At 39.9% G+C, this 13,836-nt stretch carries 15 protein-coding genes and 1 riboswitch; of the genes, 9 read left to right on the top strand and 6 right to left on the bottom strand.

All coding sequences use genetic code 11. The features are described 5' to 3' along the window. Positions 1–93: 93 nt before the first annotated feature. Positions 94–199, bottom strand: a riboswitch (glycine riboswitch). A gap of 301 nt (positions 200–500) precedes the next feature. From Q1K78_RS13255 to Q1K78_RS13240, 4 genes are all read left to right on the top strand, one after another. Continuing rightward, positions 501–659, top strand: a complete 159-nt coding sequence (locus Q1K78_RS13255; protein WP_300179607.1) for a hypothetical protein — start codon at positions 501–503, stop codon at positions 657–659. Positions 660–741: 82 nt separating this feature from the next. Beyond that, positions 742–1,488 carry a hypothetical protein gene (locus tag Q1K78_RS13250; RefSeq protein WP_300179603.1) on the top strand — a complete coding sequence of 249 codons (747 nt, stop codon included), beginning with the start codon at positions 742–744 and terminating at the stop codon, positions 1,486–1,488. 143 nt (positions 1,489–1,631) lie between these two features. Further along, positions 1,632–3,101 (top strand): MATE family efflux transporter, encoded by a 1,470-nt coding sequence (locus tag Q1K78_RS13245; RefSeq protein WP_300179600.1) that lies wholly within the window; start codon positions 1,632–1,634, stop codon positions 3,099–3,101. A 353-nt stretch (positions 3,102–3,454) separates the two neighbouring features. Then, positions 3,455–4,309 (top strand): DNA ligase, encoded by an 855-nt coding sequence (locus Q1K78_RS13240; protein WP_300179597.1) that lies wholly within the window; start codon positions 3,455–3,457, stop codon positions 4,307–4,309. Between the two features lie 56 nt (positions 4,310–4,365). Here Q1K78_RS13240 and Q1K78_RS13235 read toward each other — a convergent pair whose 3' ends face one another. From Q1K78_RS13235 to rbsD, 6 genes are all read right to left on the bottom strand, one after another. Continuing rightward, a complete protein-coding gene (locus Q1K78_RS13235) occupies positions 4,366–5,373 on the bottom strand; it encodes a substrate-binding domain-containing protein (RefSeq protein ID WP_300179594.1) in 1,008 nt (335 codons plus the stop codon). Between the two features lie 76 nt (positions 5,374–5,449). Then, positions 5,450–6,367, bottom strand: coding sequence for a ribokinase (rbsK, locus tag Q1K78_RS13230; protein ID WP_300179591.1), 918 nt, complete (start codon positions 6,365–6,367; stop codon positions 5,450–5,452). A gap of 180 nt (positions 6,368–6,547) precedes the next feature. After that, the gene (rbsB, locus tag Q1K78_RS13225; RefSeq protein ID WP_012550065.1) at positions 6,548–7,426 is read right to left on the bottom strand and encodes a ribose ABC transporter substrate-binding protein RbsB; all 879 of its coding nucleotides are present in this window, start codon (positions 7,424–7,426) and stop codon (positions 6,548–6,550) included. Between the two features lie 136 nt (positions 7,427–7,562). Then, positions 7,563–8,549, bottom strand: a complete 987-nt coding sequence (gene rbsC, locus Q1K78_RS13220; RefSeq protein ID WP_300179583.1) for a ribose ABC transporter permease — start codon at positions 8,547–8,549, stop codon at positions 7,563–7,565. Continuing rightward, complete coding sequence (gene rbsA, locus Q1K78_RS13215; protein ID WP_300179580.1) at positions 8,546–10,060, bottom strand: ribose ABC transporter ATP-binding protein RbsA; 1,515 nt, start codon at positions 10,058–10,060, stop codon at positions 8,546–8,548. The genes rbsC and rbsA overlap by 4 nt, the downstream gene beginning before the upstream one ends. Positions 10,061–10,072: 12 nt before the next feature. Next, positions 10,073–10,492, bottom strand: a complete 420-nt coding sequence (gene rbsD, locus Q1K78_RS13210) for a D-ribose pyranase (protein WP_300179577.1) — start codon at positions 10,490–10,492, stop codon at positions 10,073–10,075. 407 nt (positions 10,493–10,899) lie between these two features. On the opposite strand from rbsD, the gene Q1K78_RS13205 reads away from it, so the two are divergent. The 5 genes from Q1K78_RS13205 to Q1K78_RS13185 all read left to right on the top strand — a co-directional run. Continuing rightward, positions 10,900–11,241: a DUF4258 domain-containing protein gene (locus Q1K78_RS13205; protein ID WP_300179574.1), complete on the top strand. Its 342-nt coding sequence runs from the start codon at positions 10,900–10,902 to the stop codon at positions 11,239–11,241. An 8-nt stretch (positions 11,242–11,249) separates the two neighbouring features. Further along, a complete protein-coding gene (locus tag Q1K78_RS13200; RefSeq protein WP_300179570.1) occupies positions 11,250–11,687 on the top strand; it encodes a helix-turn-helix domain-containing protein in 438 nt (145 codons plus the stop codon). Positions 11,688–11,722: 35 nt separating this feature from the next. Then, positions 11,723–11,848 carry a hypothetical protein gene (locus tag Q1K78_RS13195; RefSeq protein WP_300179567.1) on the top strand — a complete coding sequence of 42 codons (126 nt, stop codon included), beginning with the start codon at positions 11,723–11,725 and terminating at the stop codon, positions 11,846–11,848. Positions 11,849–12,016: 168 nt separating this feature from the next. Continuing rightward, positions 12,017–13,048, top strand: a complete 1,032-nt coding sequence (locus Q1K78_RS13190; protein ID WP_300179564.1) for a cytosolic protein — start codon at positions 12,017–12,019, stop codon at positions 13,046–13,048. A gap of 173 nt (positions 13,049–13,221) precedes the next feature. Next, the coding region (locus Q1K78_RS13185) for a DEAD/DEAH box helicase (RefSeq protein WP_300179561.1) at positions 13,222–13,836 on the top strand (615 nt) is incomplete at its 3' end.

Genomic DNA, 13,836 nt, shown 5'->3' with positions numbered 1-13,836 from the left:
TCCCCTTAATAAAGCATATAGTAAGGAGAAGAGAGAGTGGTGTACCAAAAACCAAAAAATAGGCAATAGTATAGAGCCGAGATTAATCGGATCACTTTCTCCTCTGTCCTTTTGCCTGAGAGTTTCACCTTTACCATTTTTCAGATAAGGGCTTGCTCCTTCGGCGGCCGATTTAACGGCTCTCTCCAGAGATTCCTCCAACTACAGTCCTCACCTTATTCATGGTTTTGAATTAGGCACCTGAAAGATTTACTTCTTCGGTGGGCGTTGCCAGTTAATGGCGTTGCCGCTCTCCTGCAGTCTTCATCGGATCAACAAATTGTAAGCTATAAAATAGCCAAGTCATGTATGTTAGACAAGTCACATTTTGTTGTCATGCATTTTATTTACAAATTAGATAAAAATTGATCGAAATTGGTTTCTTTGTTCAAAATTACAACGACAACTCAAGTATTTAGATACTAAAAGTGTGCTAAAGTATAAGAAAAGCGAGGTGTACTATGTTACGAGTTGCTGTCATTATTTTGCTGTTTGCTCTTTCTGCATTATTATTCAAATACAGAGCAAATGAAAAGATTCAAAAATCGGTGGTTTATACCTCTGTTGCAGGTGTGGTTATTTATGTGGCTTATGTCATGATTTCAGAACTTATCCGATAAATTGTCTTGTGACTAACAATGAGTGTAGATAATCCATCTACACTATTTTTACTATCTATATATAAATGCTTGAGGTTAATGCGTGAGTGTAGAAAATCAAACCAAAACGACAGAAGAGCATGATGAAGATGTCATCATCATTGAAGAAAAATCAAAAACGAGTCACTGGATTGCTGGAATAACGTTAATTATCGGTGTGATTACAGGTGGTTTGATTGGTTCAAGTGTGTCTGAGAATAAATGGTCTGCGGCTTACACTCAGTTAGAAGCGAAAACCAAGCAGTATCAAAGTGAATTGAAGCAAGCAGGTCAAAAAAGTGCAAAGCTTGATATCTTGATCACACAAGAAAAAGAGCAAGCGTTAGAAGCACAGAAGAAAGCGAATGAAGAAGAGAAGACTCAAGCGATAGCTGCTGAAATGGAAAAACGCTCGTCATTAAGTAAAAGTGTTAGCGCATTAACCTCTCAGAAAACCTCACTTGAAATGCAAGTAGAAGAGCAAAATAAGCAAATCACTCAGCTAAGTAATCAGGTAGAACTGCAATTGACTATGCTTTCTCGCTCAAAACAATTATTCCAACGTCAGTTGCAAATAAAAGAAGAAGCCAGTGCGTTAGAAGTGAAAATTGAAGTAACCAGTGCCAATGAAAAACAGCTGAAAAAAGAGTGTGCTGTTTATCTTGAAGGGAAGAGTTGGGACGTTAAATCTGATGTATGTAAACGTCAAGAAACCGCAAAAAAACAAATAGCGGAATACAATGATGAATTGCAACTGTTACAGATGGATATTACAGAGATCGACAGTATAAGTGAAGATCTTGGTATGTAGACGAATCAATTGAATGATAAAGAAACCACAGATAATGTGGTTTTTTTATACCAATAATTTGTATTGAGAATTATTTACATTTGAGTTATTTATGAATAATAAAAGATATGACATTCTGTAGTTAAGATTTAGGGAGATAAAGAGTGACCACTCAAACGGCTAAATTCGTCCAAGGTTCAACAATGCGCCATATATTAGTGATGTCTGGAACTGCTTCAATAGGGTTAATGGCGTTGTTTGTTGTTGACTTATTAGATATGTTTTTTATTAGTCTATTAGGGCAAGTGGAGTTGGCGGCTGCCATTGGTTTCGCTGGAACAATTATCTTCTTTTCTACTTCTGTTTCTATCGGATCTTCGATTGCAATGGGAGCGTTGGTGTCTAAAGCGCTCGGTTCGAAAGAAAACGAGAAGGCGAAGCAACTGGCCTCTAGTACACTTGTTATTGCTTTTGTTGTTAATAGTGCGATTACCATTGTGATGTTTTGGTTCATTCCGGACTTACTTGCTATGATAGGGGCGAAAGGATTTGTTGCTGAACGAGCGCAAGCTTACCTTTCTATTCTCCTTCCAAGTACGCCATTAATAGCGATTGCGATGGCGGCAGGCGCAGGGTTAAGAGCCGTTGGAGATGCAAAACGCTCAATGTTAGCCACTTTATATGGCGGTATTGTTAATGCCATTTTAGATCCCATATTTATTTTTGGTTTTAATATGAATGTCGAAGGGGCCGCGATTGCTTCTGTCATCTCAAGAGCGACCGTATTAGTTTTCTCTCTTTATCCTTTAATTGTGACTCATAAGCTGATCTCTCTGCCTAAGTGGGCTGACATTAAACATCATTCGCCTGCTATTTTTACCATCGCTATTCCTGCCATTATTACAAATACAGCTACGCCAATTGGCAATGCGATTGTTACTTCAACATTAGCGCCTTTTGGGGAGGATTTTGTTGCAGGTTTTGCTGTTGTCGGTCGTCTTATTCCTGTTACGTTTGCGGTAATCTTTGCTATGTCAGGGGCCGTTGGGCCAATTATCGGTCAAAATTACGGAGCAAATAGAATAGATAGGGTACGAGAGACACTACGAAATGCGTTGTTCTTTACGGCTATTTACTGTGTGTCTGTGTCATTGATCTTGTTTGTATTACAAGATCAAATTATCAGTTGGTTTAGTTTGGTTGATGATGCCGCTCTTATTATGGCGACATTCTGTAGTGTTATCGCTATTACCTTTATTTTTAATGGCGCGATGTTTGTTGCTAACACTTCGTTCAATAACCTAGGTAAACCTTTGTATTCAACGGCGTTGAACTTAAGTAAAGCCACAATTGGTACGCTTCCGTTTGTGTATTTTGGTGCGCAATGGTATGGAGGGGTTGGCGTATTGTATGGCCAAGCGCTAGGTAATATCGTTTTTGGCGTGATCAGTATTATCGTATTAAGACTTCATGTTATCAGCATGGTTAAAGAACATTGTCGAGGCGTCCCTTCTGACGATATCTTGGCGGATATTTCTGTAACCATGACTCCTTTTTGTAATAACGATGCAGTGATAATGCAAAGTGGGATTGATAATGAGAAAAAATTAGAAAATCCTTATCTTTCTGGTTAATAGCTAAATAGCTTAACGGATAAAGAAATACTAATATCAGCGTAGGCACTTCCTGAAAGTGCAAGATCAATGGCCACTGCAAGAGAGGTCTTTAATTGAGTTTGTTCATTTCACTGCTTTCCATAAATTTGGCAGGGTCAATTTAATAACAAAGTTAGTAATAGTGTATATGCAAACAGGTATTACTAAGTAACTCCAAACAATGGTGCTTTGTTTATTAGTAGCTTACATTGAATATAGATATGGGTCCAAATAAGGAGGTTGTAAGTACTGAGTCGCTCGATCTGTATGAATAATATGCAATGATGAGTGATAAATGGACAGGTCTTAGTGCACTGATGGAATAGCTAATAATGAATAAAATACAATTATCGACAATGATTGCTTTAGGGTTGATCTCTCAACCTACGATGTCATTGGATGAACCAAATACAGCAACCATTGAAATAGTTTTAGCCATGAGCTATGAAAATTCAGTTGATATTGATGCTTATTGGTTAAGTGAAAAGTTGGATGGCATAAGAGCGTATTGGACGGGTTCAGAGTTGGTTACTCGTCATGGGAATGCACTTTATGCACCAGATTGGTTTACTGAACCACTACCAGATCATCCTATTGATGGTGAATTATGGGCAGGACGTGGTGGATTTCAGAAAGTAGCGAGAACCGTGTTGGATTCTAAACCGGATGAAGAGGCGTGGCGTGATATTAGTTTCATGATGTTTGATTTACCACGTTCGGCTGGGATGTTTCCAAAGCGCTACTATGAATTATCTACAATGGTGAAAACGATTGATGTCCCTCATTTAAAGTTGGTTGATCAGCATCCCATTAGTTCTGAAGAGGGGCTATTTGAGGCATTAGAAGATATCTCGGCTCGTAAAGGTGAAGGGCTGATGTTAAGAAAGATAGATGAGATTTATCGTCCCGGTCGAAATGACGATTTAATTAAACTGAAGAAACATCAAGACAATGAAGCAATCGTCGTAGGGTATACTGCCGGAAAGGGAAAATATCGAGGAATGGTTGGTGCACTAATACTACAGATGCCAAATGGTAAAGAGTTTAAAGTTGGCAGTGGATTAACGCAGGCATTAAAAGAAGAACCACCTAAATTAGGCCAACAAGTGACGTATAGATACAATGGGTATACTGATAGTGGGATCCCCAAATTTGCACGATATCTTGCGATTCGTGAAGGGTATTAAAAGAAATAGAGCACTTATAATAGGATTACTCCATTTCTAATCATTAATGGTAATGGCTAGGCTGTGATTGTTTTAACACTATCACGAACCATAAGGGTAGGTTCTAGTTGAATGACACGATTAGTATTAGACTTTGTTGCAATTTTTTCTAACAGTGAATCCACGGCTTGTTGACCCAAACGATGCTTTGGTTGATGGATGGTGGTTAGCGATGGGGTGATGTATTTGGCCATTTTAATGTCATCGTAACCCACAATAGAAATATCATTAGGTACTGAAATTCCTTTTTTGCTCGCACAATTGATCACGCCCATAGCCATCATGTCATTACAGACAAATAGGGCTGTTGGTAATTGTCCTCTTGCATGAAGTTCATTAAATGCGCTTTCGCCACCTTCACACTCAAAATCACCTGAAGCTATCCATTGTTTGTTGATGGTTAATCCAGACTCTTCCATTGCTTGCACAAATCCACTTAAACGTTGCTGCGCTTGTAGCTTATTAAGAGGGCCTGTTAAGCAACCAATCTCAGTGTGGCCTTGTTCAATTAAGTGTTTTGTTGCTAAATAACCGCCATGATGAGAATTGTCTTGAATTTTATCGCTTGGAAAATCAATCAGACCCCAATCCATCACCACCGTAGGAACGGCTTGATAACGAGAAAACAACTCAAGCACTTGATGCTCTATTTCGGTACACATTAGAAGCAAACCATCAACGCGCTTTTGTAATAGTGTATCTAAACTTGAATGAACACGTTGTGCATCGCCTTCGGTATTACATAAAATAAGGTTATAACCCATTTCATAACAACGACGTTCTACCCCTTTTACAACTTCGCCAAAGAAAGGGTTGGTAGAGGTGGTAACTAACATGCCAAAGGTTTTTGTATGGTTGACTTTTAAGCTACGAGCTAATGCTGAAGGCGCATAGTTTAACTCTGTAACTGCAAATGCAACACGCTCTGAAATATCTTCACTGACAAAGCGGGTTTTGTTCAATACATGGCTAACAGTAGAGGTAGAAACCCCTGCATGCTTGGCTACATCTTTGATTGTTGCCATAAAATCCAATCCTTTGTTTATGTCTTTATGAATAAAGCACTAAGGTGTTTAGCTCATAAAGACACGAAAGTCGGTATTAGTGCTCTAGTAGAAAACGCTCGACTTCTGTAATAGAAGGGATAGAGGTTTGAGCACCCATTCGAGTTACTGATATTGCTGCCGCAGCATGAGCAAATTTAATCGCATCATCTAATTTACGACCAGATTGTAAGCCTGTTAAGAACGCACCGTTAAAGGTATCACCTGCGCCTGTTGTGTCGGTTGCTTGAACTCTAAAGCCTTCAACTTGACGGCCTTTGCCATCTTGGCTAATCCACACGCCTTTGCTACCCAGAGTGATCATCACCGTTTCAATGCCTTTCGCATGAAGTGCGTCGGCAGCTTGTTGAGCGCTTGCCATATCGGTCACTTCAATTCCTGTCAATAATTCAGCTTCAGTTTCATTTGGCGTAATCATATCAACAAGTTGTAATAAGTCATCACTTAATTGCTGAGCAGGGGCTGGGTTTAATACGACTTTTGTTCCGGCCGCTTTTGCAATTTGTGCTGCTTTTTCGATGGTTTCAATAGGGGTTTCAAGTTGCATTAATAAGGTATCAGCCGCTTCAATTAACCCATGATGAGGTGCAATGCGTTCTGCGGTTAAACGTGCGTTTGCTTCTGCTGAAATACAAATGCTGTTTTCGCCCGTTGCTGCGACTTGGATCATAGCGATACCTGTTGGGGTGTTCTCTTCGATCATTACCGCTTCGGTATTAATGCCATCAAACTTGAATGCTTCAATCATTTGTTGACCAAAACTGTCATCACCAACACTGGCAATAAAAGCAACATCTGCGCCTAATCGAGCGGCAGCAACCGCTTGGTTTGCGCCTTTACCACCAGGAATAACGGAATAGCTGTGACCGTGTAACGTCTCGCCCGGACGAGGGAAAGAAGCCACTTGTAGAACGTGATCTGCATTTACGCTACCTAAAACAACTAATTTATTCATAATGTGCCTTTGTTTCTTATTTTAAAATTGCCGGAAAATTGGCCTTAAAACGTATGGATAAATGGGTGAGAAGACTCTGTCATTTAGCGATACATTTTCTATGAGATTGAAGAGAGAGTGGAGCACTGATACTACGTTGTGAGCGCATCAATGCTCCAGTTGTATTATGTTGTTACGGTTTTATTTAGTGATAACTTTTAGCTCAACAGGGATATATTTAGCAACCGTTTCGCCTTTAAGTACTTTATCTGCCGTTTCAACACCCAGTGCACCGATTAAATCGGGTTGTTGAGCGATAGTTGCGCCCAAGATGCCACGGTTAACGGCTGCAATGCCATCTTCAGTGCCATCAAAGCCGACGATTAATACGTCTTTACCTGACGCTTGCACAGCGCGAAGTGCACCCAATGCCATTTCATCATTTTGAGCAAATACCGCTTGCACATCAGGGTTTGCAGCAAGCATGTTTTCCATTACGTTTAGACCTTTAGTGCGGTCGAAATCAGCCGGTTGGCTACCAAGTAGCACTAAATCACCGCTGTTTACTGTTTTCATGAAACCTTCGCCACGTTCACGCGCAGCAGACGTACCTGCAATACCTTCCAGTTGGATAACGCGCGCTTTTTGGCCCACTTTTTCCATGATGTATTTACCCGCCATTTCACCACCAGCCACGTTATCAGACGCAATATGGCTCACTACATCACCACGGCTTGCACCACGATCAAGCGTTAGGACAGGAATTCCAGAACGGTTAGCCATGCGAATTGCATTTGATACCGCATCTGAATCGGTTGGGTTAATCAAAATGGCTTTAACACCACGAACCGTTAGATCTTCAACGTTTGAAAGCTCTTTACTTGGATCATTTTGAGAATCCAGAACAATCAGTTTGTAGCCTAGTTCTTTTGCTTTTGCTTCAGCGCCTTCTTTCATTGTTACAAAGAATGGGTTGTTCAAGGTAGAGACGACCATTGCCATTGTATCTTGAGCCGAAGCCGTCGATGAGAAAGAGGCAGAAAGTAGTGCCGCAGAGATTAAGGTTGCTAACTTTTTCATTCTATATTCCTTATAAGGGTGTAGGGCGGCACAATTCAAACAGGGTACGTTTGGTTGTGCCTTTTTATAAAAATAATAATATTGATAGAGCTAATTTTTAGTACAGCTAACGAGTTACAGGGTGGTTCTTTTGGATTTATTTGTTTTTATTATCGACTAATACGGCCAGTAAGATAACCACGGCTTTTGCGATCATTTGGTAGTAAGACGATACATCTAATAAGTTAAGTGCGTTGTTCAAGAAGCCGATAATCAGAGCACCAACAAGCGTACCCATAATACGACCTTTACCACCAGCAAGGCTTGTACCACCAAGAACAACCGCAGCGATAGCATCTAACTCATAACCCATACCAGCGGTTGGTTGAGCAGAAGAAAGACGAGACGTTACGATTAAGCCAGCCAAAGCAGCAAGTAGACCACAGATAGCGTAAACACCGATCTTAACGCGATCAACATTGATGCCCGATAAACGCGTTGCTGATTCATTGCCACCTAGTGCGTACACATAGCGACCAAAACGTGTGTGATTTAATAAGTACCATACTGATGCGAACACGATAACCATTAACCAGATTGGCACTGGGATACCAAGTGCGTAACCCGTACCGAACCATGAAAAGCTATCAGCAACATCAGTAAAGCCAGTAGAGATAGGGCGGCCTTCTGTGTAAACCATGGTCACACCACGCAGCAACGTCATCGTTACCAGTGTTGCAATGAAGGCTTGAACCTTACCTTTAGCGATAATAATGCCACTAATTGCACCTAGAGCAGCACCCGCAAGTAAAGCGGTAGGAACAGCAATGATAGGGTGAATTTCAAGGCCAATCATGGTTGCAGCAAAAGCACCACAAAGCGCTAATACAGAGCCAACACTCAAGTCGATTCCGGCGGTTAAAATTACCAACGTCATACCTACCGCGATGATCGCGTTAACCGAGGTTTGACGTAAGATGTTTAAAATATTATCGACGGTGAAAAAGTTATCATTCAAAAAAGAAACCACGACAATCAAAAGCAATAGTGCGATTAATGATTTTTGCTCAATCAGCCATTCTTTAGAGAAAATGCCGCCTTTCTTTTTTTGTGATTCAGATGAAGTCATAGATTTAGTGCTCATGCTGTTACCTCTACGTTTTGCTGAACAGTTTTACCTACTGCACAAGCCAATAATTTTTCTTGATCGGCATCTTTTGCCATGAATTCGCCACTGATGCGGCCTTCATGCATCACTAAAATGCGGTCACTCATTCCTAATACTTCAGGCATTTCTGATGAGACTAAAATAATACTCATGCCTTCCGCTTTAAATTGGTTAATTAGTTGGTAGATCTCTTTCTTTGCGCCAACATCAACACCACGTGTTGGCTCATCTAAGATAAGAACTTTAGGGCGAGTCATAAGACCTTTAGCAATCGCCACTTTTTGTTGGTTACCACCAGACAAGTTACCAATGATTTGGTCACGAGAAGGGGTTTTGATATTAAATAAGCGAATGAAATCTTCCACTGCGGTAACTTCAGCATAATGGTCAAGCTGAACGCCTTTCGATAATTGGTCCAAAGAACATAACGACATATTCTCTTTGACAGACAGACCTAATACTAAGCCATCGCCTTTACGGTCTTCAGAGATATAAGCGATGCCATTTGCCAGTCCATCACGTGGAGAAATGGGGTTAATCATTTTGTTATTAAGTTTGATAGCTCCGCATGTCATTGGTGCTGCACCGTAGATAATTTTCATTAACTCAGTACGACCTGCACCCATTAAGCCAGAGATACCAAGGATCTCGCCGCGATCTAATGAGAAACTTACATTATTAACACCCGGGCCTGAAACATCGAACAGCTCTAATGATTTTTCATTGTGTTGAACATCAATGCGAGGGTATTGCTCATCTAAACGACGGCCAACCATCATTTCAATAAGGATATCTTCATTAATCTCTGCAACCACACGTTCGCCAATGAATTTTCCATCTCGAAGGATAGTAATGTCATCACAGATCTCGAAGATCTCTTTTAGACGGTGCGAGATATAAACAATGCCGCAGCCTTCATCGCGAAGCTCATTAATCACTTTAAATAGAGATTCAGTTTCAGTGTCTGTTAGTGCATCTGTTGGCTCATCCATGATGATAACTTTAGATTTGAACGACAGTGCTTTGGCAATCTCAACCATTTGTTGTTCACCTAAACTCAGTTCACCTAATAGTTGGCGAGAGTGGTGTTTTACATTCAAACGTTTAAGTAGGGCATCAGCATCTTTATACATTTCAGCCCATTTGATACCACCAAACGCATTGGTTTTCTCACGGCCTAAGAAGATGTTTTCAGCAATGGTCAGTTCAGGAATAAGGTTCAGCTCTTGGTGAATAATGCTGATACCAGATTCTTGAGAGTGCTTAGGGCCATTAAAGTTAACTGCTTTGCCTTCGTAGCGGATTTCACCTGCATCCATTGCGTAGATGCCAGTTAATGACTTCATTAATGTTGATTTACCCGCGCCATTTTCGCCCATTAAGGCCATAACTTTGCCGGGATAGACATTAAGACAAGCGCCATCCAGTGCTTTTACACCGGGGAAGGCTTTCTCAATGCCGTTTAATTCTAAGATAGCTTGAGTCATAACGTGTCCTATTTAAAATACAACGCCAGATTGGAAAATCACGTTAGCGTAAGGAGTGCACTCACCAGTACGAACGACCGCTTTACTTTGTTGTGTGTGTACTTTGAATGCTTCGTGAGGCACATAAGAAACGGTAATTGATTTTCCACATAGTGCTTCTTCAGCAGCAATAAGAGCCATCAGCTCATCGTGTAGTTGTGGGCTAACGGTTTTGAATTCTTCAGCAACGATAGCGCCTTCAATTTGCATTTCAGACAGTGTCGCTTTTACGGTATCAATAAAGGTTGGTATTCCCTGAACTACGGCTAAATCGATGCGTTGTGATTCTTCAAAAATCGGCAGACCAGCATCGCAAATGGTGACTTCATCAGTATGGCCAAGAGTGGCGATTACATACGATAATTCTGCGTTTAGTAGTGTATTTTTCTTCATGAGAATACCTTTAGTTAATTAATTATGAACACATATTGCTTGTTTAATGCTCATCGAAACGTTTGCGTAAACGTTTCGATGGTGAATTTAGAGCAATAAATAGCACTTTGCATCTAAGAATGTAACTAAGTGTGATCACGCGCAGAAATATAATTGATGAAAGACTAAATAAGAGATATTGGTCAAATTTTGATGGGTGGGAGGAGGGTTGAAAGGTTTAATATAGTTAAGGACTGGACTGGGAAATATATCTAACTCTTAGCTCTGAAGATTCAGTTTTCTTTTATCTGTAAGTTCTTAATTTAGCGTGAATAAGATAAAAAATAGAAAATATGAAGTAATAGATTACTTGATCTTTCATTATTACCTATCATAATGATAGCTATCAAAGTGATAGGAAGGAAAGGATGTCCGATAAAAGACCTACGCCAATTGATGAGTTTCCTTTAAGTTCTATATCAGCAAAGCGATTGATTAATGATTTAGCTAATAATCATACTTCAAGAGTCCTAGTTGGTAAGCATACTCGGTTACGTATGGAACAAAGGGGAGTTAGTCGAAGGCAAATATTTCAAGTATTGGGAAATAAACACAGCAGAATAACAGAAGCACCACATCAAACCCCGAGTGGCGATTGGAAGTGTAACCTCCAAGGAGTGGCTGCTGGTGAAATTATTGAAGTGGTTATTTCGCTAAAAAGACACGATTTAGATCCTTCGGCTTTTGTTGTCACAGTCATAGTTAAGTAGGCGGCTATATGTATCATTATACAGAAAGTGGTTTGTCGTATGTTTATCTGACAAACGGTTTTAATATTGAAATTATTGATGAAGAAGAATTTGTAGGAATTGATAATCTGCATGAACTTCATCAGTTGATTAGTAAAAACATTATTGCTCAAATCCGTCCCATCAGTAGCGACGAGTTTAAATTTATCCGTGTAGAACTAAATATGTCTCAAAAAGTTTTGGGTAATTTACTTGGTGTAGATTCACAAACAGTAGCTCGTTGGGAGAAAGGCCAAACAGCGATCCCTCGTACCGCAGATGTTACGCTGCGTGCGCTTTATATTGAGTCGAACGATGAAGATAGTCAGGTGGGTTTATTGCTTACTATGCTGTCGGATGCCGAGATAGAGTCGACAATGACAGAGCTTCATCTTGAAGAGCAAGATAAAGTGTGGCGAGTGGCTTAATTGAAATTATTGGATTTTACTATAGGGGGTAATTTATGAGTAAAATTGCAACTGGTATCATTAAGTCATTAGAGCAAGCTGTTGGGATCAAAAAAACGAAGGACGGCAAGAGCTTAAGTAAAAATGTTATTACAGTGCCAGCAGATAAAAAGCACGATTAAGATTAATTATTTTAAATGAGGCTTAATCATGAATGCCATGTTGTAACTATGATTTGGCATTTTTTGTACCGAAATCATTCCAACTGTAATTATTAGTACTCAAACTAATATTTTCGTTTAACGGCTATCTTTGATACAATCTCGCGCCTGTTTTTGATGGAAGATTAAATGAAATTACTATATTGGTTAGATGAGTGGTTAACCAACTCACGTTCAGAGCAACAAGCACAACTGCCAATGTCTGGTGGAGACCTACTAGACAATGTGTATGTTAAATATAACTTTGTTGATGTAAACAAGCCGCTATTATTCACTTTTTCTCCTGCGGGTACTAACGTACAAGAGCAAGATCTCCATGAAGATTTTGCTCCTTGGGGTTACCATTTAGCACAAAAACAGCAAGTGAATGTTATCTCTTTTCAACATTTAGGAAAAAGTAATTGGTTCCGTAGCCGAAATTTAATTTTCTTTTTAGAACAATTAGCTACGTTGCTTGAACCTTTTACTTATCGCTTAGGGTATGGTCTGAGTCGTGGTGGTTTTGCTGTTGGTGCTTTTGCAAATTTACTGCAACTTGACCAAGTGTTACTGTTTCATCCTGTTAGTACTAAAAACCGACAAGTCGCTCCTTGGGATGATCGTTCTAGTACCGAAATCGCACAGCAATTTGATTGGGAAGGGGATTATCACGATCTCGATTTAGGTAAAGCGAAAGGGTATATCATTTATGACCCAACCAATCGTATCGATCGTTTGCATGCTAAACGTTATCCAGAACTAACCCATTTACGAGTTTTTGGTATGGGACATGGAACTCATGCAACGTACTTGAATAAATTTGGCTTTTATAAGCAAGTAGCAGTAGATTTCATTCGTAATCAACAGATTGATATTGCACAGTTCCGTCAACAAACGAGAACATTGCGTTTTAAAGAAGACTATTACACACGTCTTAGTAAAGTGAATGCGAGCTCTGAGCACCGTTTAGGCCTGTTGAGCAAAGCACATAATATCTTGATTGATGAGAAAGAAGCGCATGTGCAAGAGCATCAAGCGCAAATTGATGTGCAGCCACTTATTGATATAGCACTGAGACACCAAGATGAACATCCAAAAGATGCGATCAAATTGTTGGAAATGGCTCAGCAATTAGTGCCAAATGATCCTTTAGTTGAGCATAAGCTTAGACAGTTACTTTAGGTCTGATTTGTTGCCTTATTATCGAAACGCCCCGTTTTAAATGGGGCGTTGTTGTATTCAGCACACTATTTATTATCAATAGAGAGTGCCGTAGGGCTGATTTAATTCACTTTAAAAAGCAAAAATAGGATAAAATAGTCGGCTATTATTTTAGCTTTGAGCCATTTATATTCATGACCACTACTACAGCACCAGCCAATTTTTCAGAACTTGGTCTTATTTCACCGTTGTTAGCACGATTAACAGAGTTGGAATATCAACAACCAACGCCTATTCAAGCACAAGCTATCCCAAGTGTATTAGCTGGCCGTGATCTAATTGCTGGGGCGAATACTGGTTCTGGTAAAACAGCCACTTTTGCATTACCTATGTTGCAGCAAATTTTTGAACAGCAATCAGGTAAACCACAGAGCAATAAAGGTAACTATGTTACGGGCTTAGTGTTGGTTCCTACTCGTGAATTGGCACAGCAAGTTGCTGATAGCATTAAATCATATTCTGCGCATTTCAATGGTGCGATTAAAACGGTCTCAGTATTTGGTGGTGTATCCGTCAATAAACAAATGTTGACTCTACGTGGTGGTGCAGACATTTTAGTGGCAACACCTGGTCGATTATTAGATTTGATCTCAAGTAACGCCATTAAGCTTGATAAAGTAAAAACCTTAGTGCTTGATGAAGCAGATAGAATGCTAAGCCTTGGATTTACTGATGAGCTTAATGAATTACTTGCGTTAGCACCAAAACAGAAGCAAACATTATTATTCTCTGCAACGTTTCCTGAAGAA

It is taken from the genome of uncultured Aliivibrio sp. (assembly GCF_946479765.1).
Taxonomy (GTDB): domain Bacteria; phylum Pseudomonadota; class Gammaproteobacteria; order Enterobacterales; family Vibrionaceae; genus Aliivibrio.
The sequence above is the reverse complement of the archived record's forward strand: the minus strand, read 5'-3'. Positions and strand labels throughout refer to the sequence as shown.